Here is a 25,766-nt window from a genome sequence, read left to right as displayed (position 1 = left end):
TGATGGATAAGGACGTTGTAAAGCTTCGTATTATGGAAACAACGGATACCCATACAAATCTGTTAAGCTATGATTATTTTAAGGGAACTGCAGCAGATAAAGTTGGACTGGTTAAGACTGCCCAATTAATCAAACAAGCGCGCCAGGAATCCAAAAACAGTGTTTTAGTCGATAACGGTGACACGATCCAGGGAACTCCGTTAGGAACATATATGGCAAAAATTAATCCATTGAAGGATGGACAAGTACATCCTGTCATTCGGATTATGAATGAAATGGGCTATGATATGGCGACTCTGGGCAACCACGAATTTAACTACGGTTTGGACTTTTTAGATGAGACATATGATGACGCTAATTTTGGCTATGTGAATGCCAATGTATACGTAGACGATAAAGATAATAACCCAGATAACGATCAAAATAAATTTACCCCATACAAAATCGTGGAAAAGAAAGTAGTAGACGAAAATGGTGTGGAACAAACAATCAAGATTGGTTATCTTGGCCTTGTTGCTCCTCAAATCACTGATTGGGATAAAGCCCATTTAGATGGAAAGGTTATCACGAAGGATATCGTGGCTACTGCAGAAAAATTTGTTCCTCAAATGAAGGCGGAAGGGGCAGACATCGTCATTGCGATGACTCACTCCGGCTTCAATGGTGCAGCTGAAGCGAATAAGAATGCTGAAGATGCAATTTATCCATTGAGCAAAGTTGCTGGAATCGATGCTATTACTTTCTCCCATACGCACAAAGTGTTCCCTGCCGCTGATGAAAAATCACTTGATGCACTATTTAAGGACAAAGATGGAAAAGTACTCCCAGGCGTTGATAATGTTAAAGGAACTATCAATGGTGTAGCAGCTGTTCAGGCTGGCTTTGGCGGAGAGAAACTGGGCCTGATCGATTTAACTTTGAAAAAAGAGGACGGTAAATGGAAGGTTCTTGATTCTCAATCATCTACAACGCAAATTTATGATGCGGCTGCAAAAAAACCTACTGTGGAAGCTGATCCAGCATTAACAGATTCCATCAAGGCTGAGCATGAAGCAACAATCGCATACACAATGGGTAAGTTGGGTACAACAACCGCTCCAATCCACAGCTATTTTGCTTTAGTCCAGGATGATCCATCTGTCCAAGTTGTGACTGCAGCTCAAAAATGGTATGTAGAAAAGTATGTGAATACGAATGCTCCTGAGTATAAAGATACTCCTATATTATCCGTTGGTGCGCCTTTTAAAGCAGGCCGCAACGGTGTAGAAGAATTCACTGAAATTAAACAGGGCGACCTTACAATCCGCAGTGCGGGTGACCTTTATTTATATGACAACACACTAAAAGCTATCCTTGTAAAGGGATCTGTAGTCAAGGAATGGCTTGAAATGTCAGCGGGTAAATTTAATCAAATCGATCCAGGCAAAAAGGAAGAGCAAGCATTACTTGACCCGTCCTTCCAGGTGTTCAACTTCGATGTTATTGATGGTGTTACTTACCAGGTTGATGTAACAAAGCCTGCTAAATACAAGCCGGACGGAACGATAAATAATGCGGATTCCAGCCGTATCGTAAACCTGCAATACAACGGAAAAGCGGTTGATCCTAACCAGGACTTCATCGTGGTTACAAACAACTATCGTGCCGGCGGCGGAGGTAACTTCCCTGGCGTGAAAGGAAGCAAGTATATCGTTGATTCAGCTGATGAAAACCGCCAAATTTTGATGGATTACATTGCTGAAAATAAGGAAATTAATCCGACTATCGATAAAAACTGGTCTATCGCGCCGATTAATGGCGATGTGAATGTAACGTTCACATCCAGTCCAAAAGCGGAAGAGTATGCGAAAATAACGGATAATATTTCTTATACTGGCAAAACGGATGACAAAGGCTTCGGTATCTTCACGCTTGATTTAAGCAAGGGGCAGAGCCCAGCATCAGGTCAGGACACACCGGAATTTACAGATGTAACTGATAATCATTGGGCAAAGAATTATATTGATTCCCTGGTAGGTAAAGGTGTTATTAAGGGGAAAACAGATACAACATTTAATCCCGAAGGCATCATCACTCGCGGACAATTTGCCGCATTGCTTGTACGCAGTCTTGGCCTCAGCGATGGCACACTTACTGTTGAAAAAGAAATTGAGCTGGCTTATAAAAATGGACTTACGACAATGTCTCCAGCCAAATTTGCTCCAAATGACGCAATCACAAGAGAGCAGATGGCATATATGACCGTTCGCGCATACGAAAAGAAGACTGGCAAACCATACAAAGCAACGAAGACAGTGACTTATAAAGACAGCAAGAACATTCACAAAGGTTTGGCTTATTCTGTAAGTGCCGCTAACGAACTGAAGCTGATGAACGGATACACGAATGGCAAGTTCGAACCGAAAACCTCAGCAACTCGTGCCCAAGCAGCAAGAGTAGTGTATGATTTTTTAAATAAATAAATTTCCTGCTTGATTGATTACCTCCACTGCGGAATGCGGTGGGGGATTTTTTATATTGAGATTGAATCCGTTATAAAAACTCAAAGGGAAGAGTGAACGGGGTTTGTGGAGACAGTTATTAGGCTTATAAAAAGGAAACACCATTCACCGGCATTATGATGAATGGTGTTTTTTAGCTATGTATTATTATTATCATAAATTGCCGACATACAATAATCATACGGAAAACATAAATCTTACAATCTCTTAAAACCAGCCAAACGCTGCTTGTAATAGGAGGTGCTTAAAGAGTTGATTTCAATTCCGTTACTGCTGCTGGCGTGGATAAATTGATTATTGCCCAAATAAAATCCCATATGTGTTATCAGAAATCTATTATCAGGGCTTGGGTTGAAAAAGACCATGTCGCCTGGCTTGGGATTGGATGTTGGTTTTCCCATGTCGAAGTATGTGGCGGAATTAACTCTGGCAATTTCATACCCGGCTTGTTTATAGACGTAATAAATAAATCCGCTGCAATCAAATCCGCTAGGAGAAGCTCCCGCCCATAAATACGGAACTCCGAGTAACGACTTTGCTGTCTCAACGACTGCATTTGCTTCTTTATTACCAGTGACGGAGGATTCTGCCGGAACTGGATTGGCAGCAGGTTCAGCAGGAGTTGCTGTCCCGGATATCTTTAGTGACTGGCCGACTAAAAGGGATTCACTCGTGAGATTATTCAGTCTGACTAATCCCTGAACAGACATGCCATACTGATTTGCTATTTTCCAGAGGCTGTCCCCTTTTTTAACAGTATGTTGATTTGAAAGAGGTTTTACTTTAGGTTTAGCCACCGGCTTTGCAGCAGGTTTAGATGGTTTTGTCTTCGGCAGTATTACCGTTGTGGTGTTTTGGGACATAGAGACTGTAAGCTTTTGTCCGGGATAGATCAGAGAGTCAGTCAGGCTGTTCCAGATTTTCAGTTCTGACAGGGTGATGCTGTGCTTATTTGCAATGTTAATCAAGGAATCTCCGGCAACAACTGTATAAGTAGAAGAATTTGTTTTCTCTATGGTGATTGTTTGAGGCATGGGGGCATGTTTTTTGTCATCAGAAATTTTTAGCACCTGGTTGACGAAAATAGCATCAGAGGTGAGGTTATTCAGCTTTTTTATGGCTTCTACCGTTGTAGAATGCAGTTTTGCGATAACTGTTAAATTGTCTCCGCTTTTAACGGTATGCGTGCTTGCAAAGGCGGGTGAAGCGATGGCAGCCGATACAATTAGGGCGCCAGACACAGTCATGACATTCTTATTCATATTATTTCCCCTCTTGGAATACTTTGTCATTATTTTACCAAGCAATTGCAGGATTTGTCATTGCAAATTTTAGTGTTTCCCTCCTAATACTAAAGTCCAATTTTTTAGTTAAGAGGTTTCTAACTTGCCTAAAGCGGATAAATTACCCAGAAAAGGTTTATTGATACAGGTTAAGGAAGAATCTAACTATCCAGGGGGATTACATGAAGAAGACCGCTTACTTGCTTATGCTAACACTATTCCTGGTTGGATTGCCGGTGATAAATGCCAGTGCAGAGCCAATGGTGGACGTTCAAGACCATTGGGCAAAAAATGAGATAAATGCTTTGCAGGAAAGAGGGATTATCAGCGGGTTTGAGGATGGAACCTTTCGTCCATATGCCCAAGTAACACGAGGCCAATTTGTTGCCTTTCTGGTACGGGCATTAGAGCTGCCTAAAGGAGACTCGGCATTTAGGGATGTACCTAAAACAAGCAAACTATATAATGATATATCCGCCGCAAAAAAAGCTGGACTGATCATGGGTACGGTGGAGGGATACGCAAAAGCCGATGAAAAGATAACTCGAACCGACGCTGCTGCATTGCTTGACAGGGCTGTTCAGCATGAAGGAGACTATCCCGAAAAAGCTCAGCTGGTTTATACAGATGCCAGGCTAATCTCTAAATATGCATATGAATCTGTTCAAAGGATGACCTATTATAAATTAATTTCCGGAACACAAGATAATAAGTTTCAGCCATTGAAAATTGCGAACCGCGGGGAGTCAGCAGCACTTATCTACCGGATGCTTTCTTTTATCGGCAAACTGGAAGGCTCTACACCAGTTAAGCCGGCCACCTCCAATCCCTCCATTACTTCCTTGGACCTGGGCGATGGAAACAAAGTGCAGATCCGATTGAATACAGCGGGTTTACCCTTACAATATATCAGGCAGGATTCTGTTACTCATATCCGGGCTACGGACAAAAACTATTATTATCATATCGGCAGTGCACAAAACTCTGAAGGAACGTTAAAGGTTACTTTAAGGAAACTGGATAACAGTGATACTTTTATTTACACACAATTCCAAAATAAAGGTAACAGTGCACATTCAGCCTCTATTATTCTTCCATTTGCAAATGCGACTTCCTATGATGTATCCCGAATCGATTCCTATGGAATGGTAGATCGTAAACACAACGATACATTTGGCATTGATCCTTCATCACACCCCATCGGTCTTTTATCTGTGAAAAACGGAGATCAGCCTGCGGGAAACGTTATGATGGGAAAAAACTACATTTCCTTAAAAAGGGAACATTCATATCCGAATGGCCAAAAGTCGGTATTGAGGGAATTCCTTGAAGAATATGAGAGCTATAAAATCCTGCAAAATAAAGAGTCCGCCTCTATGTCCATGGAGCTGGACATGAAGGTGCCGGCAAATGCGGTCTCTGAAAGCTGGGCTTTATTGTCGAATCAACAGCTATTTGAAAGTAAGGAAAATAAGGATCACTGGTTTAAGAGAAGCATAGAGGAATACACCACTATCAATTCCTGGCTAACGGCAGAAGGTGCTTATACGAAGCTGCCGTGGTCTGTTGAACCAGGCTATAAGATGGCGTTTGGCCGCAATCTCGGTAATATGCAGGGAGGCATTTACCTTGAGGAATTTCAGGGTTTGAAGGAGAGGTATTTTTATGACCTTGTCCTGAACTCTGTTGCTGATTTGAATATTTTTTCAAATGGTGCGCTCCGAACGGGAAATGTTCCTGTGTTTAAAACGGAATATACAAGTACGTGGCTGAAAAAAGAGTACGGAACGACTGCACCATATATTGATACCCGGCATAATGAAAACACGGCTTTATTTTTAAAACATACCGGGGAGGAATTTGGAATTGAGCAATTAGCGGCGGCTAATCGAAAGTATGCAGATTTTCTAGTGCAGCAAAAATCGGTAGGGAATATCATACAGGTAACCCCATCCAGCCATTTAATCGCGGATTATTATGCGCCTGGAAGCGAGAAAACACATGTATCCCTAAATCATGCGCTTGGAGAAATGCGCTTCCTGATAGAAACATATCAGCAAACAAAAGAAGAGAAGTATCATAAAACGGCCAGGGAGATACAAACGGCTATTGAGTTTTTACATCCCCGCTGGATCAGGGAGGATGGGGACTTATGGTACCAAGTAAATGGCAGGATGGAGTTTAATGGCCGTGATTACCCCTGGCTTACGCTCGCCGACCTGCTGTTAAGCCAAGAGCGCTTTGAGGAAATCGGGCAGGCGCGGAGTAAAGTTTTTGACGAAATGATACGTTCCAAAACAAAGTATTTAGTAGACACGAAGCAGCCAATAAAAGGAGAGATTGTTCAGATGCTGCGTGACCAAGGATTTGGCGATCTTGTGGAAGGTTATGGGTCAGTACGTACTGCAGACGCCCTTGAAAAGGACACCTTGGACTTATTGGCGGAATGATAGACAGAAGTAAATTCTTGCAGCCACAAACAGTCATTAGGTAATAATGGCTGTTTTTTCTTTTACAAAGCTACTTATGATCATAATCTGGTAAAATTACCAATGGATAACACAATATGGGAGGAGAAACTAGAAAACTATGAAAACCGCAAAAACAAAGCTAGGTTTGCTGCTGCTATCCGGGTCCTTGTTGCTTCATCCCGGTACATATTCAGCAACCCAAAACGCAGTTTCTCAAAATGGGAATCTTGTCGAAACTGAGCAGCCTGAAGGTGGGAATATTGCCGAAATTGAGCAGCAAACAGGCGTGAATAAAAACGCTATAGAGGCTGTTCAGACACAAAGCGGACAGGCTGTCAACCAAGGTGCAAGCGAGAATAACGTCAGCCAAGCTTCAACAAACCAAGTTAGCGCAGTGCAAACAGCTTCTGACCAATCTGAGGTCGTTTATTTTAAGGCGGCAAAACAGGAAACCCTCGTATATATTCGAAAAAATGACCGATTGGTTTCTATTGCAGCTTTACAGGGGAATCAGGAGTTTGTATCAAAACAGCAGATGGAAAATTGGCACATCATCCAGCTTGGTGATAAAGATGTATTTATCAAGAAAGAGGATACTGTCCTTTCCGATGGTTCTTCTATTACAAATACGATTTCTCTACCAAATTCAGCTGAAACAATAACTTTAGTAAATGAAGTTCCTGTCTATGAAAATGAAACAGGAAGCGTCCCTTTTGCAAAACTGTTTGCAGGAGATACATATCAGGTTATCAGCAGCACGGAAACAGGTTATTTTGTTAATGTTGGCGGCAGACCAGGCTTTATCAAAAAAACGGATTTAGTACGTGAATTCACGGATCAGGATAAATTTTTTACGATACTTAATGAAAAGCAGCCAGTTTATCTCAAACAAGGAAGCAAGATGATTCAGAAAGGCTTTCTTTTAAAAGGCAAAGAGTTTGTGAGATTAAAAGGTGACGAAAAGTGGCACTTTATTTCCTACGGCAGCCAGATTGGCTATGTGTCAAGGGAGGGAACGGTGCCTTCCACGGGAAAAACAATTGTTAAAGCTGAGCCAAGCAGCAGGGTTTCTTTGACTATTAAAAATGATGCATTCATTTATGAGGGCACTAGTTTGAACACAGCTCGAATTGCTACACTAGCTAAGGGTGAAAAGTATCCAATTGTTGCACGTGCAGGTGACTGGTTTAAGATCAGTTATGCTGGCCGTACCGGATATGTCCACCCACACTTGGCAAGCACGAACTATGCAGAAGTAGCAAACACGAAAGGTGTTTATACATATGCACAGCTCGGCACGGATGCCAAGACATTTGAAATTATGTATCCAGGGCTTGTGAAAACTGAGGTGATCGGCAAGTCTGTGGATGGAAGAAACCTTTATGCTATAAAGCTTGGGAAGGGTAAAAAGGAAATCTTCTTTAACGGCGCACATCACGCAAGGGAGCATATGACTACTAATGTATTGATGGAAATGGTAGACCAATATGCCTTATCCTACGCAAAGGGAAGTGTTTATGGAGGGTATAACACACGGCAGGTACTGAACAATGTGAGCATCTGGTTCGTACCAATGCTGAATCCCGACGGCGTGACGCTGGTTCAAAAAGGACATTTAAGTGCAAAGAATCCAGCCCAAGTGTTGAGACTTAATAATGGCAAAAAAGACTTTTCTGCCTGGAAAGCAAATATCCGCGGTGTGGATTTGAACCGCCAATATCCGGCGAACTGGGCTAAGATTGATTATGATGCCAAAAAACCTGGCCCTAAAAACTTTAAAGGCTATAAAGCGCTTAGTGAACCTGAAACAATTGCGATTGTGAATTTTGTGAAAGAGCATTCATTCAAAACGGCAGTTGCCTATCATTCTTCAGGGAACATCCTTTTCTGGCATTATGGCCAAACGGGAAGCAGATATACTAGAGACTATAACCTCGCGAAAAGGTATAGCAGCCTAACTGGATATAGTTTAGTAGCACCAAGCAAAAACCCGTCAAAAAGCGGCGGAGGTTTTAAAGACTGGTTTGTGATGCAAACAAAGATGCCAGGCTTTACTCCTGAAATATCAAAATATGTCGGGGAAAGACCAGTACCGGTGTCGTACTTCCCATCGGTCTGGAGTAAAAACTATAAAGCCGGGCTTATGCTGGCTAGTGAAGCATCTGGAAGATAGAAGCAAGAAGGCCCGATATGGCGGGGGCCTTCTTGTTTTTTATATAAATACGGCTCTGTCGGGATTTTGGAATAGTCGACGATAAAATCGGCGAGTCGCTGATAAAAATTGAAAGTTGATGATAAAATTTGAAAATTCGCTGATAAAATCGGAAAGTTGACGATAAATTAGCCAAGTCGCCGATAAATAGTTTTGTGAGCATTCCCCCTGGGGGTATAAAAGCCTTCTGAATGAGGATACCAATCGAAAAGTTGATGATATCCCTATTAAAAAACTACTTCATTTCTACAATAAAACCCTTCACAATCATTTGCAGAACAGAAATGTTAAAAATAAATAGAATTCCCCTTAAAAATGTACCTTATTAGTTATAAAAGACAGATCATTCTTAATGGAGATTGTATATACCCCCATGGCAGGCTAGATCCCGCACACCTCAAATCCCTCTTCGGTATGAGCTGCTTATCAATAGCTTTTTGTATTTAAACAGTTGGAGTAAAAACTATTATGCTGGGTGAAGAATAGGGCCTCCAGTATTGGTAGTCCTTCTTTTATAAATACCTTGGAAATTAGTTTGTTGGCGGATCCGAATCTGTCGAGAAACCGATATATTTGAAAAGTTGCCGATAAAATCGGCGAGTCGCTGATAAAAATCGAAAGTTGACGATAAAATTGGAAAGTCGCTGATAAAAATCGAAAGTTGACGATAAAATCGAAAGTCGCTGATAAAAATCGAAAGTTGACGATAAAATTGGAAAGTCGCTGATAAAAATCCGAAAGTCGACGATATATTTGCCAAGTCGCCGATAAAAAGTTTTGATAGCATTCCCCCTGGGGTATAAAAGCCTTCTGAATAAGGATACCAATTGAAAAGTTGATGATATCCCAATTAAAAACTACTTCATTCCTACAATAAAACCATTCACAATCATTTGCAGAACAGAAATGTTAAAAATTAATAGAATTTCCCTTAAAAATGGACCTTATTAGTAATAAAAGACAGATCATTCTTAGGGAAGATTGTATATACCCCCATGATGCAGGCTAGATTCCGCATAAATCCCTCTTCGGTATAAGCTGCGATTAAACGATTCTTTTAAAGAGTTGTGGAATACCACCTATATCCCATTTCGAAATTATTCCGGACTCCCCTCCCCCTGAAAACTTAGTTTATTGTCGAAAGATATCCCATTTTCAGGAACGGAATTTATTACCAATATAATCCTATTCTGTTAAACTTAACAAGTGGCATATAAAGAACTAAGGGGGAAGAGCATGAAAAAGCTGTACAAGCAAGCTGCTGCGATTGGCCTGACTGCCGGTTTACTAGCTTCAACCATATCGCCGGCGTCATTTTTAGCGGAGACTAAATCTATCAAAAAAGCTAAAATAGCGTCCATTCAAACAGGGAACTCACCTTTCCAGGATTATAAATCACGTGACAAACAAAACAATGTGAGTGACGACACATTAGTAGTTAAGTATAAAACACCTCTCACAGCCTCTGAGCATAGAATCGCGGGAGGTACTGTTGTTAAACAGTTCCCGGATCTACAGTATGCGGTAGTAAAGGTGAAGGATAAAAAGAATTTTCACAAAGCCATTCAAAATTACCAGCGGATCGGCAAAGTTGAATCTGTAGGGCCGACCGTATTTTATACCACCTATGGAGCTGTTGATCCAAAAGTGGCCGATCAATATCATTTATCGATGCTGAACATCGCAAAAGCGCATGGGTTAGCCGGTAAAAACAAGGTGACCGTTGCTGTCATTGACACAGGTATTGATTCCCGCCATCCAGATTTACAAAACGTCTTATTGCCTGGATATAATGCCGTAAGTCCGATGAACCAGCCGGCAGCTGATTTTCATGGAACGCATGTGGCCGGAATAATCGCAGCCAATAAAGAAAATGGGATTGGCGGTTATGGTGTTAGTCCAAATGTTAAAATCCTGCCTGTTGATGTATTTGATAGAGGGTGGGGGGCAAGTGACTACAGCATAGCCCAAGGAATTTTATATGCTGTTGAAAAGGGAGCCGATGTGATTAACATGAGTATTGGCGGACCATTTTCGTCTCCCATGATCGAAGACGCGGTAAAGAATGCTATTGACAAAGGGGTAGTGGTGGTGGCCGCTGCCGGAAATAACGGGGATGATTGGGTGAACTACCCGGCGGGCTATGAAGGGGTTATCAGCGTCGGTTCTGTGAACGAGAAGCGCAGCCTTTCCGAATATTCAAGTTTCGGAGTATCTGTAGATATTGTCGCTCCTGGCGAAGAAGTATATAGCACGATGTACGAAGCGGAGAAAAAGTCGAGTTTCAGGAAACTGAGCGGAACATCCATGGCGTCTCCTGTAGTAGCGGGGGCTGCGGCTCTATTGCTCTCAAAATATCCTAACCTTACCCCGGTCCAGGTTGAATACATCTTGGAACAGACGGCAAACGACATGGGAGAAACAGGATTTGATGGAAAGTTTGGAAACGGCCTTGTTAATATTGTTGCCGCTTTACAATACGACATTAAGAAAGTTCCTTCATTCATTAAAGAAACGTGGACTCAAAAAGAAATTTTGGCGCATGCAGAAGAGGTACAGGTTTCCGGTTCCTTGACGAAGAATGGTGAATTCACGAAACCATATGAGCAGAAGTGGATTAAGTTTCCGGTTAAGGAAGGCGATTACATCCAGGCAGTATTGGATGGATCTGCTCAATATGACTATAAATTAATGGTCCATCTGTATGGCGAAAAAGATACCCAGACAACGGAAGTGAACAATGTAACGGCCGGTAAACAGGAGGGTAAATTCATAAAGGCGCCATTTACAGGAACAGTCGCAATCGGCGTGAAGGATGTTCATAGCAGCTATGATTCTTCAGCTAAAAAACAATCAGCATATAAGCTGACTGTCAATAAAACGAACACATTAACTGCCGACGATTCCACTGTTGAAAAGATGGTTCCCATTGACCAATTGCCTTTCCAATCCAAAGACGGGTTCACCTTCATTGGCGAGGGCGGCGATAACGATTACTATACTTTTAAATCAGCAGCAGACCAACTGATTAATATCTCTACAACCGGGGTTCCAGGAGTTAACTCAAACCTGAGCGTCTATAGTATGGATGGAATCGTGCCGCCTGCAGACATTGAGTCAAGACCACCAGCCGCCGGGGACGGGAAGCTGACTGAAGAAGCAAAAGCACAGATGCTGAAAGAAATGCTCGAAGGAAAGCAGCCAATCGAGCCGATGTTCTATTCAAACAGCGGCGGAACAAGTGACGGAGACGTACTGACCTTTACGGCAGGTGCAGGCCAGGAGTATATTTTAAAAGTATCCAACAAACCGGATAACCGTTATGGTTTATTTGAATTTTTTATGATGGGTATGAGGTCACTAAGCACTGAGACGAAAGCTGAACAATCACTTATTCCATATCAGATCAAAATGGACAGCAAGGTGTTCCCTCCGGATGAAGATAAGTACCCAATGAATGAAGAAGAGGGCAAGGGGAACCCGGAAGCCACTAAAGAGGCATCAACGAAGCTTGCACAGCTAAGGGAAACTGTATATGCTGCGGCCGATCCTTATATTGAGGAACAAAATAGTTATATTGAAGGAATATTAAAGAACGCATTGCCCTATGAAGCAGGAAAGCAAGCAACAGCCTATCTGCAAAGTACAGCCGATGAAGATTGGTATGTTGTGAAGCCTTCTGAAACAGCGATTCTCGAAATGGAACTTACTAACAAAGAAAAGAAAATTCCATACATGGAAATCTTTCAGCTTGTTGAGGACAAAACAGAGGATGGAGAAAAAGTATTAAACCTGAATTATTTAGGAGAAAACATTAATTGGGGCATGGGTGCCATTACCACCAAGGAGAAGGTGTATACAGGGTTTAAGAAGGGAGAAACCTACCTGATCGCAATCAGGCCGAATTTCTTTAATGAAAGTGACAGCATTTCCTTTGAGCCATATGAGCTGAGCTCCAAAGTGGCAATCGTTAACCCGAGTGACCAATACGAGGATAATGACAAATTAGAAAACGTGAAGAATATTCCGGGTTCAGTTTTTACAGGTAATTTTTCAATGCCTGGAGACAGAGATATCTTCTATTATGAAGCGAAGGAGACAGTGATAAATGGCATTACCATTTCTGCCAACCAGAAATCAAGTGAGCTCGCCCACTACCCGAAGGAGCTGGTAAACGAATTTATGGGCTTGGCAGCAATCATCGAAGACCGAAACAACAATCGGAAAATTGATGATGAGGAATTCAATTATGCCCATTATATTCAAAAAGGTGGTCCTGGCTACACGCACGGATCAATCAAAATGGAAAAGGGAAAAAACTACTTTATCGCACTTGAAGCATATGTAAACGGACCTTTAACATTGACTCCTTATACATTCACAATGGGAGCTGCCAAGCTGAAGGATGAAGACGCAGGCTCCGTTGTAAAGAACAATATTCCTTCCAAGCCGCTAAAAATGAAGCAGATGAAAGCTCAGCTTCATAAAGCAACAGGTTACTTTAATACCGGAGTAGCAAATGGAGATGCCGATTGGTACGAGTACAGCCTAAACAGAGATACTTCAGGGGTCATTAAGCTGTCAGCCGAGAAAAATATTGATAGTATCATCAATGTTTATCAAAATGGCAAGCTGGTCGCCACTGCAGACTACTACCCTGAAGGTGATGAGGAAGCCTTATACCTCAGCCTGAAAAAAGGGAAATACCATATCGAGGTAAAAGAAGCGTATGGCAATGCCAGCCTTCAGCCATATACGCTACAGATATATATGAACTAAAATGAAAGAAAAAAGCGGTTTCCAGTGGAAGCCGCTTTTTTCGTATGGAGATTCAATTTTCATCTGATAGCATTCGTGCGAATTATTAGTGTCATTGAATTAATGTCTCCAGATCTTTTATTACTTACCCTCATTTGACTTTACAAGCTCAGCAGCTTTCTTCCTGATCATCTGTAAGTGTGCCGGAAGTTGTTCTTTTGTTACATACATTCCGAAATCTTTAGGAACATCGCCGGTTTCCCCGCTCAAGCGGTGGGCAATGAGTGTACCGGTTTCAGGATAAAAGTGGTGTCCGTCAAAGTAGTTGTTTATATCATTTGTCACTGTGTTTGGATACATGAAATTATGAACTCCGCCAAACACATCGGTTACATCTGTAAGCCAGCGTTCATATGCAGGCAGCCTGTTTTGGGCGACCAGCTCCTTGAATAATGGAGTGGAGATAGGTGTTGTAAAAATAATAAATTCTGTGTTCGGATTGTTCTTTTTCAGCTGCATCAATATATTTTTATACTGGGGATTGTATGCGTACGTTTTCCCGTAAAACATTTCCCTGAACTTTTCAATTTTTCCTTCTGTTTGCTGCTTTACTTTTTCCGGAGAGATCTTACGTGCCGATGCTGCATTTTCACGATTATAGTTACGCTCTTCTAAAACAGTGTTGTCTCTGGACATTTTATAGTTCTGATATGAGTACTCCAGCAAATCCCAGGATAATAGATTTTTGTATCGGTAAAAGCGTTCGTTGCTTTTTGTGATATAACGGTCCAGGGATAGCGTGGTTGTGCTTTGATCCCTGCTCGTTTTAAAGAAGTCGATTCCAAGAATGACTCTGTCGAATTCCTTGCCGCGTCTTTTTTTCGCATATTCAATAAAGGGATTATATTCACGAACTGACAAGTTGCTGGCTGAAAAATTATATACATTCATCCCTGAAAAATCATGCTGATTGATATATGTGCTGCGGCTGCTGCCAATCAGCAGGGTATCATATTCAAATGGCTGAAAGTGAATCGTATTGGTTTTCTGCTGCCTTTCATCAACGACAGTTTGGACATCGTTGTATGCATTCGCGTGCCCGAACGTCCACATCGGATCGATAAAATATATAAAGGATGCCGACGAAAGTACACAAGCGAGTACAATCGACATTACAGTGATTACAAAAGATTTATGTGACATAAGGATTCACCCTAAAAGTTGAAGTATAGGAATTCTGAAACCTGCTGCAGCTGGAATACTGAATATATCAGCAGTATCGCAATGTATAGAGCAGAAATAATATTTGGTTTCAGTTGATCCCTGAGCTGGATTGAGTTTTTTGCAAAAACAGAAATAATAAAGCCGATTAATAAAGCAATGGCCACCCATTGGAAGCTTTCTGCGATTGTAAAGTTATAATAAGGAAGATTCAGGCTGCTTAATACGGTGTTTTGAAAACCGGAAGGCAGACTAAAGCCATTCAAACCGACCATTCCCTTTAGAACATTTACAGCTGCGTCCACAGAAGGAGCTCTAAAGAAGACCCAGGCAGCATTGACGAATTGGAAGGTGATAAACCAGGCTAAAAGCTTTGGCATCTTAAATCCGGCCCTGCTCCAATAACGGTTAATCACACTGGCCGCTCCGTGCATAACGCCCCAGATGATAAATGTCCAGCCGGCACCATGCCAGATTCCGCTGATAAAGAATACAATGGCGATATTAATATAAGTCCTGCCGGGACCTACTCTATTCCCGCCAAGCGGGATATAGATGTACCTTGTTAAGAAGCTTGATAGCGTCATATGCCATCTTCTCCAGAAGTCCTGGATATTAAGCGCCTTGTATGGTGAATTGAAATTGATTGGCAATACAATATTGAAGAGTAATGCCGCGCCAATGGCCATATCTGAATATCCGCTGAAATCAAAGTAGAGCTGGAAAGTATATGACAGCGCGGTAACCCAAGAATCAATAAAGTTCAACTCACCGTTTGTGCTATACCCTTTATTTGCCCATTCGGCGAACGTATCAGCAATGCCGACCTTCTTAAAGAGGCCGATTCCGAAAATAAACAGCCCAGCTGCTATGTTGCGATAGTTGATTTTCCGGTTTTCTTTATTTAAAAATTGCGCCATGACATCATTATGCTGCACGATAGGACCGGCGATTAATTGCGGGAAGAAAGATACGAACAAACCGTAATTAAGGAAGTTGTATCCGCGGGTTTCCCCGTGATAAGAATCCACCAGGTAAGGGATCTTTTGAAACGTGTAAAAGCTGATCGCAAGGGGCAGGATGAGATTTAACACATTAAAATCGGTATTGAACGCAGCGTTTACATTGGAAATGAAAAAATCATAATACTTGAAATATCCAAGCAGCCCGACATTAAAAAGAATCCCTGCTGTCAAAAGCGCCTTTTTCTTTCGGCCAGCTTCCATTTTTCCAAGGGTTGTCCCTATGATAAAGTTAACGATTAAAGAAAAAAGAAGCAATGGCAAGTAGATCGGGTTCCACCAGCCATAAAAAAAGAGCGAGGCTGCCAGAAGCCATGCTTTTGATAAAGTGAAATTAATTTTATTTAAAATGAAATACACCACAAAAACGGTGGGAAGGAATAAAAAGATAAATTCAAAAGAATTAAAGATCAAAAGGCTCTCCTCCATTAGGAAAACTATCAAATATATAAATCATACTATACAATAATGAGAGATACAACTTAACGCTGATAATGGAAAATTGTTTTATAAAAAAACGAATAAAAAGAGGTTTTATTATAATAAAGACTGGGTAATAATATATAGGTAAGTTTCAATGTATGGAAAAAGGTGGGTTTATTAAATAAATTACCCAACATAGGAAAATTTACATAATTTTATCTTGTATTACATTGCCGATGTGATAAAATATTTATTGTAATAACACATTCCGTTTTGTATTGCATATTTGTTGGAAAATGGTTGGTCCTGGCTGAAAAAGCTGCCTGCTAAATATATATTTAGCAGGCAGCTTTTTTTTTGTCCGGGATTTTAGTAGAAAAAAATGCCAATAGCTAGTTTTCTCTTGGAATAAAATACTAGTAGTATATAATTTAGAAGATGAAACTGTTGCCTTTTAATAGATTAAAAAAGAAGAGAAAGGTTGTTTGTTCTTTGAAGAGATATACAAAAAGTATTGCGTTTGTATTAAGTTTTTTTGTTGCGGCACTATTATTTGAAAGCTCTGTGCTGGCTGCTCCTATTAATTTGACACCTGGTGTCCAATTAAATAAGACAAAGCCAATAGTCGCGAATAAAACTCAATCGGTAAACATATTAAATGTCAATTTGAATGATCCTTATACCACGATTGACCTCGGTGTTGCTTCACCCCTTACAAAATTAACTGCACTAACGAATCTAGCAAAGCAGCATACATATGAAAACCATCATGTGGTCGGTGCAGTAAATGCTTCTTTCTTTCATTTTGATACGGGCAATCCGTCCTTCTTGCTAGCCCGGAATAATCAAATTATGAATTTAGGCACCGGGGCGGAGGCGGACACGGGCTTTATGCATGTTCCGGCTGCCTTTGGGATAAATGAGAAGGGCCTAGGTTTAATAGACAGATATAACCTGAATATGTCGATTACCCATCACAATCAGACCTATACACTCAGCGGAGTTAATAGAAACCGTGAAGCAGATGAAAGCATTCTGTACACTTCAACCTGGCGTTATGACAATACCAGAACCAATTCAACCGGGATGGAGATTGTCGTAAAGAACCTTTCTAAAAATATCAATTCATCAGTAGGTTTTGGTGAATCCATTGAAGGGAAGGTTGCATCGATCAGGCCATATGGACAGACAACAAGTGCCACAATCCCTCCGGACGGTTATGTTATTTCTGCAGCTGGACTATCTGTAGATCAAATTCGAGCCCTGAAAATTGGTGACCCTATTTCATTGAAAATAGATGTTGATGCAAAATGGAAGAATGCTAAGTTTATCCTGGCAAGCGGCCCATTATTGGTCCAAGGCGGGAAAACAAATATGACCATTGCGCCAACAAGTCCACGTGCAACGGCCCGGACTGCTCGCACAGCGGTTGCGATTGATTCAACCGGCAGAAAGGTGTTTATGGTAACAGTAGACATTAAATCAGGTGTCAGCGGCGGCATGACAATGAAGGAGTTCGCCGATCATCTTGTAAAGCTCGGTGCTTACCAGGCGATTAACCTGGATGGCGGCGGATCTACCACCATGGCCGCAAGAATTCCTGGAGACCGTTATGCTTCTTTAGTCAATATGCCTTCCGGAGGTTCTCAGCGTTCCATTTCAGCTATATTAGAAGCTGTTAGCACGGCACCATATGGGGCACCTGTAAAAATATCAGCAAGAAAGACGACGGAAGGAAATATCATTCTCGGATCTTCAGCTCAGTTTGAAGTTACCTCTGCACTCGATAACTACAATAATCTTTTACCAATCAATAACCAAAATATTACTCTTGTGGCAGACAGCAGGATTGGAAGAATAGAAGGAAACAAGTTTATTGCAGAGAAGGTTGGCACGGGCAATGTAATCGTTAAATACGGAAATGTCCAAGCAGCAGTGCCTGTTACGGTAACATCATCCGTTGCCCGTTTAACAGCTTCACCTTCACCATTGTATATTGGAAAAGGCAAAAGCCAGAAGATTACTGTGAACGCATATGATGCAGGCGGAAAGAGTCTGGCAATTGATCAGGGATTAATTAATTGGAGCGTTCAAGGCAGTATCGGGACAATCCAGAATGGCATCTTCACTGCATCCGCTGCAGACGGTACAGGAACATTGGCAGCTGAATTTGGCGGGAAAAAGGTTTCGGTGCCAGTTACAGTTAGTGATAAACCAGTTACCATTCAATCGCTTGATTCCACAGGCGGATGGAGAGCGGAAAGCGCTAAGTCCAAAACAGCATTCTCGGTTATCCAGAATGGTACTCAAAAAGAAGGAAATGGTGCTGTTCAACTAAGCTATGATTTCTCAGGAACCGGAACGGGAACATCAGCATCCTACTTGGTTGCGCCAAATCGGATTGCTGTTCCAGGCCAGCCAATGAAAATTGGTGTTTGGGTACATGGCGATGGCAAGAAGCACTGGCTGAGAGGGAAGCTGTTTGATGCTGCAGGAAAAGCAGTTACAGTTGACTTTACAGTTCCAGGCGGTTTGAATTGGTATGGCTGGAGATATGTTGAAGCTGCAGTTCCATCAAATGTCACCTATCCATTATCACTGGAGAGAGTCTATTTTGCTGAAACGGTAGAAGTCAACAAAAACAAAGGTTCTATTTATCTGGACCGGCTGCAGGCTATTTACACGGATAATCACTCCGAACGGTATTTTACAGCTTCAAATCCACCGGCAGTAGCAGCAGAGAAGGAATGGACAGTCAAATTTAATATGGAAATGAATAAAGCATCCATCAATAACTCAACAGTCTATGTGGAGGATGAAACCGGCACACGCCAGCCTGTTAGTGTAAGTGTCACAAGCGACCTAAAAGCCGTAAAAGTGAGCGCACCGGCAGAAGGATATGAAGCAGGCAAAAACTATCAGCTAGTTATCACAAGACATGTTGCATCATCAAAAGGAAAACCGATGACAAAGGATGTTTATAAAGTCTTTACAGTTAAATAACATTTGCTAAATACGAAATTCAGCGTTTATCAAAGTGAAAAGCCCTTATCCAAGCGGATCAGGGCTTTTTACTGATTATTTTTACTGTACAGGCGCAACTTTCCACTTTGATAAATCAATCGTCTCTTCCAGAACCAGACTTTTAGGGAAAATAAACGTCCATGGTTTGGTAGTGTGAGCTTTGACTTCAAAGTTGTCTAACGTAAAGCCGCCTTTGGCAATTAACTTGTCAGTCGCATCGAACACTTCCAAGGGCAGCTGTTGGATTTGAATGTTCTTGTCGCTGCCATTTCTGATAAGTACGGTCACATGAAGGTCACCGGTCTCCGCTACAACAGCACGCAGCCCCATGAAGTTAACTTCGCCTTCTTTAGGAGGCTCCAGGCCATTAACAAGCTGTTCGAGCTTTGTTTTATCTTCTTGTTCAAGACTATTTTGCCAAGACTCATCCAGCTCCAGCCGGTGCTTTGGCTTTATCTCAAAAGCCAGCGTCCAGTCTTTAGTGGTGATATCTGTAGTTAACAGTGTTTCAGAAGGGAAAACAAACATCCATGGCCGGCTGCTTTTAGCTGGAATTTCTCCCAGCTCTGCGAAGTTAAAAGTGTGTCTGGCGATTGGTGTTTGATTTGAATCCAAGAGCAGTAGCTTAACGTCATCCATTTTAATTGGTTTGTTTAAGCTGTTCCTTACAAAGGCAATGACTGCAACACCATTGTTTTCCGGGCGCAGTTCAATGCCTGAAAGGGAAATTTGATTTGGTTTTAATGGTTCCAGTTCGTTATTTAAAAATCGGTACACATACTGCTGTTCACTTGGAATATCCCAGTCTGGATGCAGTGACAGTTCAGTATCTATATCCTCATCCTTAGATTCTTCCGATTCATTTAAAAGCTCTTCCGAGGAGATGGTACTGTCGTTTCCTTCTTTTTTTAATTTATCTTTATTCTTTCTGCGAAATATGGAAAGCATGGTCAGTCTCCTTTCGTTACATACCGTTTGTATGCGCTCTTACCAGCCGGGCCGTTTGCAGCGCGATATCTTTTTCTATTTTTCTGAATGCAATGGTAAACAGCTCCAGGCCTTCTCTTTGATATAGACGCATTGGATCTTCCTGCTGGTAGTGCCTTAAGCCGATTCCTTCTTTAAGCCGCGTCATATTTTCGAGGTGAAGTACCCAGTGTTTGTCTATCACAGCTGCCATTAAATACTTCAGTGATTTTTGCAATTCAGCATTATCGATAAGCTGTTCTAAGTCTGCAAGATAATTTTTCAAAATTGGACGAACTGCATTTTCAACGGCTTTCACGTTTTCTATATCGTTTGAAATTGCAGCTGTGTGGCCCGGCATTAGATCATCCAGCTGGGATTTAAGCCGATCAATTGTCCATTCTTCAGGATCCTTTTCTTCCGGACATGCATTATAGATGGCCTCATCCATTGAGGAAGAAATCATCGGCATGGCTAGTGTAAGCACATCATTCTCAGATAAGACGTTATTCCGCAGCTTATAAATAATTCCACGCTGTTCATTGATTACATCATCCAGCTTCAGGCTAAATTCACGCATGGAATAATTGGCACCCTCAACAATCCTCTGAACTCTATCAACAAACTCATCTACTTTGCTGTATTTTATAAGTCCGTTTTCCGCATATTGCAGCTTTTTGTTTAATTTCTCTAGATCATCCTTGGCAAATCGGCGGAACATATCGTCTTCCAGCGAGATAAAGAACTGGGAAGATCCCGGATCGCCCTGGCGTCCGGAGCGTCCGCGAAGCTGGTTATCAACCCGCCTGCTTTCATGCTTTTCGGTACCAATAACATGAAGGCCGCCAAGTTCAGCAACGCCTTCTCCCAGTAAAATATCCGTTCCTCGTCCAGCCATATTTGTCGCAATGGTAATCTGGCCTCGCTGGCCAGCAATGGAGATGAGCTCCACTTCCTGTTCAACGCTTTTAGCATTTAGAATTTCATAGGATAGGTTTTTTTCATCAAGGTATTCTGCAACTTTTTCAGATTGCAAAATCGATGTAGTTCCAACCAGTACAGGCTGTCCGGTAGAGTGTCTCTTTGCAACTTCTTCCGCTACTGCAGAGTATTTATCACTTACTGATTTGAAAACCAGATCAGGCATATCCACTCTAATTTTTTCTTTGTTAGTCGGTATCTGGATAACATCCATTCCGTATACCTGCTGAAATTCTTTTTCCTCGGTCTTGGCTGTTCCAGTCATACCCGAAAGTGTTGGATACATTCTGAAGTAGTTTTGGATAGTGATAGAGGCTTGAGTTTTATTTTCATCTGTGATTTCTAAGCCTTCTTTTGCTTCAATAGCCTGATGAAGACCATCACTCAGTGTACGTCCTTCCATAATTCTTCCTGTGAACATATCAACTAGCATAATTTTGCCATCTTTTACGATATAATCAACATCGCGTTCAAACATGACATGGGCACGTACAGCCTGAATCACATAATGGTATAATGTCTGGTGTTCCAGCTCATAGAGGTTTCCAACACCAAACGCTTTTTCAACTTTTTCAATTCCTTCGTCGGTAAGGCTTGTAGCCTTTGTTTCATCATCGAAAGAATAATCCGTATCTTTTTTAAATCGTTTAGCAAGGCGGGCTGCAATATAATGTAAATCGGCACTGGACTGCATTTTGCCAGCAATAATGAGCGGTGTTTTAGCTTCATCAATTAATACGCTGTCGACTTCATCAATAATGGCAAAATGGTACGGTCTTTGTACCTTGTCTTCATTGCTTCTTGCCATATTGTCTCGCAAATGATCAAAACCAAATTCTGTGCCTACACCGTATGTGATGTCGGCTTGGTAGGCAGATCTCTTTTCATCTGCTTGCATGAGCGGCAGATTCAACCCAACGGTTAAACCCAGAAATTCATGAATTTGGCCGATGATGTTTCGGTCTCTGTTCGCCAGATAGTCGTTGACCGTAATAACGTGAACGCCCTTACCCTCAAGGGCCCTTAAATAGCTCGGCAAAGAGGCCACAAGGGTCTTTCCTTCCCCGGTCGCCATTTCTGAAATATTTCCTTCAGATAAAACAAGGCCGCCAATTAATTGAACATCAAAATGCCTCATGCCCAGCACGCGCTTGGAAGCCTCGCGAACAACAGCGAAAGCATCGTTGCGGATATCCTGAACAGTTTTTCCATTGTTTAGTTCTTCCTTAAAGGAGACGGTCATATTCTTAATCTGGTCATCCGTATATTTTTCATATTTAGACTCGAGTGAGTTGATTGCTTCTACATCTTTGTAATACTTTTTTAGCCTTTTCTGATTGCTGTCTCCAAAGGTATTTTTGAGAAACGAAAACATGAATTAAACGCTCCTTAATGGCTTTCGCATTATTTCTATCATTATAATATCTTACCAAAACTCGTGTTTATTTACTATACTTTGGAGAACTAGAAAAATATGTAACATTAATATGGGTTAAGATGTCTTACATAGTGGGTATATTTTGTGTGTTACTAGTTCTAGGTAAGTGGGTAATATAATTTTGACGAAATTAGTAAAAAATAGTTTGAAAGAATGTGAGGTTTTAAGTAAAATAAGCTAGAATGATACGAAAATGTGGGCTGCCATTTTTTCAGTGCGGTCAGTTTAAACACGGTAAAAAGAACTTTGATGATAACTGCCACGGATTATGTCCCTAGGGATGGCCCCAGAAACTGGGGTGCTTGAATTGTTTTACCTAACTACTCTGTATGAAATCTGGTTATGATAATTCTTAGGAGGTACTTCATGGTTTACCTTACCTTGTTAATATGTTTTATCGCATCAATAATTATTACACCAATCGTAAAAAAATTCGCCATTAAAATCGGGGCAACTGATAAGCCGAACCATCGCAAGGTGCATCAAAAAATCATGCCGAGACTTGGCGGACTTGCCATATATATCAGCTTTATCATCGGGCTTCTTATTCTGAACCCGTATAATGCAAGTGCCATTCCCATCATAATCGGAAGTGTTATCATAATTGTTACAGGAGTGTTGGATGACCTATTCGAGCTCTCTGCAAAAATTAAGCTTCTGGGACAGGTTGCAGCTGCATTGGTAGTAGTTGTTGCTGGCGGAGTCCAGGTTGACTACATCAACCTTCCGTTTGACGGGCAGATCCATTTTGGGATTTTCAGCATACCGCTGACCATTATTTGGATCGTAGGGGTTACGAACGCAATTAACCTAATTGATGGATTGGACGGTCTGGCTGCCGGCGTTTCATCTATCGCGCTGATTACCATTTCCGCAATGGCGTTCCTAAAAGGGGATATATTCGTTTTAAGTGTTGCATTAATTGTGCTTGGAAGCACATTAGGGTTCCTTGTTTATAACTTCCATCCCGCGAAAATCTTTATGGGTGATACCGGAGCGTTATTCCTCGGATATATTATTGCAGTGTTATCACTGCTTGGCTTTAAAAGTACAACGATGATCTCGCTGATTGTACCAGTTATTATCCTCGGAGTTCCAATCTCTGATACATTCTTTGCGATCATTCGTCGAATTGTTCATAAAAAACCATTAGGTGCTCCTGATAAATCGCACTTGCATCACTGCTTGTTACGTGTTGGGTTCTCCCACAGACAAACCGTATTGCTGATTTATGCAATTGCCGCGTTGTTTGGTGTAGCAGCTGTGATATTCTCCATGGCAACCATCTGGGGCGCCATGATCATAATTGGTGTATTGGTGTTAATTATTGAAGTAACAGTAGAAAAAATCGGCCTTGTCGGTAAGGAATATCAACCACTCCTAAGGCTGTTAAGCGGTAAAAATGAGAATAACTAAAACGTCAATCCCCATCATATTTCTTGATGGGGATTCTTTTGGTTTAAACACGAGAAAGGGGTAAAATTGCATAGATGCTAGCTGCGGTTTCTATTAGAAGAAATTCAGCTTTAATGACTAGATCTGATCATGACAAGCTGTGCAGCTTTGTACTTTCCTCCGCATTATCCAGAGAGACTTTGGTTTGCTATTAGGGGAATTTTTGAAGTAGGGAAGTTCGTTTAAAAGCACGAGGTTGGGAAATCATAGTTAATTACTCATTTTTTCTATCCTGTAATGTACATATTTTTACAATGCCAGTAAATAATAAGATTTGTGCTCGGAATAAAATTTTTCACTTGATTTCGGTAAGCAAATCAAAATTTAATGCCCGGAATTAGCCTTTTTTGTAAATATCGGTAAGTAAAATAATATTTAGTGCCCGTAAATTGCTTATTGGCTTGAGATCGGTAAGCAAATCAAAATTTAATGCCCGGGATTAGCCTTTTTTGTAAATGCGGGTAAGTAAATCGTTAATTAGTGCCCGTAAATTGCTTATTGGCTTGAGATCGGTAAGTAAATCAAAAATTAATGCCCGGGATAAGCTTTTTCTGTAAATGTCGGTAAGTAAAATAATATTTAGTGCCCGAAAATTACGTGTTCCTAATGAAATCGGTAAGTAAATACATGATTAGCGCCCGCGAATTATATTTTTCAAGCATATCGGTAAGTAAAACATTATTAGTCATCCCGAATTAATATGTTTTTGGATTCCGTTAGTTTGGCGGAACTCCAGCCCGCAATTTACATCTACCGAAGAAAGCCGATCCGTAAATTGGTTTTGATCATTGCAAAAAAATTAAAACAAAAAAATGCCCTTCAGGAACTGTTAATTCCTTAAAAGGGCAGAATGCTTGGATTGGTGAATTGAATTTAGTTACTGTTGCTGTTCTAATGAGGTGGGTTCTTCTTGTGCCAAATCGGTAGAACTGTCTAGGTCTAAATGTTGTTTTAGTATCAATTGAGTCTCTTCCAGTTTTTCTTCATCCAGCTCGTAATAATAAACACCATCTATTCGTGAATCTTGACCTGCAAGCTGCAGGTTTTCAATGTTTTGAGCAGTACCAGCCATTGTGTATGCGACATAATCCTTCATCACTGAAAAGGTCATATTGGTTTTCATATTATCACCAACTGCTTCCATTACATCGGTATATTTTGAAATGGATGTTACGGAGGTAGCTTTACTCATAATTGCCTGGATAACTTCCTGCTGGCGTTTGCCGCGTTCTAGATCATTGTCCTTTTTTCTAGTCCTTGCAAAGGCCAGGGCTTCCTCACCGTTCAACAGCTGTCTGCCGGGCTCAAGGCGGATTGCATTCCGATTATCCTCCGTATCTTTTTCCCTTATCAAGTAGGGAACATCCACTTCCACACCATTTAAGGCATCAACTACATCAATAAAGGCATAAAAGTTCATCCTTACATAATAATTGACTGGTATGTCAAGAAGCTCCTCCACCGTTTTAACGGTCTCGCTCGGCCCGCCAATAGCATAAGCATGATTAATTTTTGTGTAAGTGTCATTGCCGGGAACATGTACATAAGAATCGCGTGGGATGCTTAAAAGCTTTACAGATTTTTCTTCTTCATTAAACGTGGCCAGCATAAGTGCGTCAGAACGGGTTCCTTCTTCAAAGCTCCGGGAATTGCTATCGTCAACTCCGATGAACAGGATAGAAGTGTTATTTACGTCTGGTTTGACAACTGCTTCCTTAGGTTTTTCGGAGGAGCCAATGTCTGTATCCATTTCTTCATATGAATCGGCAACAACATTCTCTGCCTTGTTATACAGAAAAGTTCCATAAACGGTTACAAACAATGCAAGCAGCAATAGTGGCGTTAACAGGAAAAAAGCTAACTTACTCTTCTTTTTCTTCTTTTTTATCACTCTGTTAGATCGTCGTGAATCATACATAAAGTTTCCCCTTTTATTTTTTCTTGGTGTATAGGGAAGTATCTGATTTTAGTCCAATCAGCATAAATTATAAGAATTAAAAATAGGTAAAGT

General features: G+C 41.2%; 12 protein-coding genes. 6 read left to right on the top strand and 6 right to left on the bottom strand.

Annotated features, from left to right (window positions below; all coding sequences use genetic code 11):
• The first annotated feature begins 2 nt into the window (after nt 1-2).
• Nucleotides 3-2,462: a bifunctional 2',3'-cyclic-nucleotide 2'-phosphodiesterase/3'-nucleotidase gene (locus D0469_RS12475; protein WP_233523044.1), complete on the top strand. Its 2,460-nt coding sequence runs from the start codon at nt 3-5 to the stop codon at nt 2,460-2,462.
• A gap of 236 nt (nt 2,463-2,698) precedes the next feature.
• Here the strand turns inward: D0469_RS12475 and D0469_RS12470 are convergent, their stop codons facing one another.
• Nucleotides 2,699-3,763 (bottom strand): C40 family peptidase, encoded by a 1,065-nt coding sequence (locus D0469_RS12470; RefSeq protein WP_158553450.1) that lies wholly within the window; start codon nt 3,761-3,763, stop codon nt 2,699-2,701.
• A 203-nt stretch (nt 3,764-3,966) separates the two neighbouring features.
• Here D0469_RS12470 and D0469_RS12465 point away from each other — a divergent pair, with 203 nt between their 5' ends.
• From D0469_RS12465 to D0469_RS12455, 3 genes are all read left to right on the top strand, one after another.
• Complete coding sequence (locus D0469_RS12465) at nt 3,967-6,234, top strand: S-layer homology domain-containing protein (protein WP_117327069.1); 2,268 nt, start codon at nt 3,967-3,969, stop codon at nt 6,232-6,234.
• A gap of 139 nt (nt 6,235-6,373) precedes the next feature.
• A complete protein-coding gene (locus D0469_RS12460; protein ID WP_117327068.1) occupies nt 6,374-8,428 on the top strand; it encodes a M14 family metallocarboxypeptidase in 2,055 nt (684 codons plus the stop codon).
• A 1,275-nt stretch (nt 8,429-9,703) separates the two neighbouring features.
• Nucleotides 9,704-13,246, top strand: coding sequence for a S8 family peptidase (locus D0469_RS12455; protein ID WP_117327067.1), 3,543 nt, complete (start codon nt 9,704-9,706; stop codon nt 13,244-13,246).
• 120 nt (nt 13,247-13,366) lie between these two features.
• Here D0469_RS12455 and D0469_RS12450 read toward each other — a convergent pair whose 3' ends face one another.
• Together D0469_RS12450 and D0469_RS12445 are read right to left on the bottom strand one after the other, a co-directional pair.
• On the bottom strand, nt 13,367-14,428 hold the full coding sequence (locus D0469_RS12450) for a hypothetical protein (protein WP_117327066.1): 1,062 nt from the start codon (nt 14,426-14,428) through the stop codon (nt 13,367-13,369).
• A gap of 11 nt (nt 14,429-14,439) precedes the next feature.
• The gene (locus D0469_RS12445; protein ID WP_117327065.1) at nt 14,440-15,882 is read right to left on the bottom strand and encodes an MBOAT family O-acyltransferase; all 1,443 of its coding nucleotides are present in this window, start codon (nt 15,880-15,882) and stop codon (nt 14,440-14,442) included.
• Nucleotides 15,883-16,383: 501 nt separating this feature from the next.
• Between D0469_RS12445 and D0469_RS12440 the strand changes: the two genes are divergently transcribed.
• Nucleotides 16,384-18,894, top strand: a complete 2,511-nt coding sequence (locus tag D0469_RS12440; protein ID WP_158553448.1) for a phosphodiester glycosidase family protein — start codon at nt 16,384-16,386, stop codon at nt 18,892-18,894.
• Nucleotides 18,895-18,975: 81 nt separating this feature from the next.
• Here D0469_RS12440 and D0469_RS12435 read toward each other — a convergent pair whose 3' ends face one another.
• Together D0469_RS12435 and secA2 are read right to left on the bottom strand one after the other, a co-directional pair.
• Nucleotides 18,976-19,863 carry an accessory Sec system S-layer assembly protein gene (locus D0469_RS12435; protein ID WP_117327063.1) on the bottom strand — a complete coding sequence of 296 codons (888 nt, stop codon included), beginning with the start codon at nt 19,861-19,863 and terminating at the stop codon, nt 18,976-18,978.
• A gap of 16 nt (nt 19,864-19,879) precedes the next feature.
• Nucleotides 19,880-22,237 carry an accessory Sec system translocase SecA2 gene (gene secA2, locus D0469_RS12430; protein WP_117327062.1) on the bottom strand — a complete coding sequence of 786 codons (2,358 nt, stop codon included), beginning with the start codon at nt 22,235-22,237 and terminating at the stop codon, nt 19,880-19,882.
• A 429-nt stretch (nt 22,238-22,666) separates the two neighbouring features.
• On the opposite strand from secA2, the gene D0469_RS12425 reads away from it, so the two are divergent.
• Nucleotides 22,667-23,716 (top strand): glycosyltransferase family 4 protein, encoded by a 1,050-nt coding sequence (locus D0469_RS12425; RefSeq protein WP_117327061.1) that lies wholly within the window; start codon nt 22,667-22,669, stop codon nt 23,714-23,716.
• Nucleotides 23,717-24,632: 916 nt separating this feature from the next.
• Here the strand turns inward: D0469_RS12425 and D0469_RS12420 are convergent.
• On the bottom strand, nt 24,633-25,673 hold the full coding sequence (locus tag D0469_RS12420; RefSeq protein WP_117327060.1) for an LCP family protein: 1,041 nt from the start codon (nt 25,671-25,673) through the stop codon (nt 24,633-24,635).
• Nucleotides 25,674-25,766 lie beyond the last annotated feature (93 nt).

Origin of the sequence: Peribacillus saganii (assembly GCF_003429095.1) — a bacterium.
In the GTDB taxonomy this organism is placed as follows: domain Bacteria; phylum Bacillota; class Bacilli; order Bacillales; family DSM-1321; genus Peribacillus; species Peribacillus saganii.
This window is presented reverse-complemented; position numbering and strand designations above follow the sequence as displayed.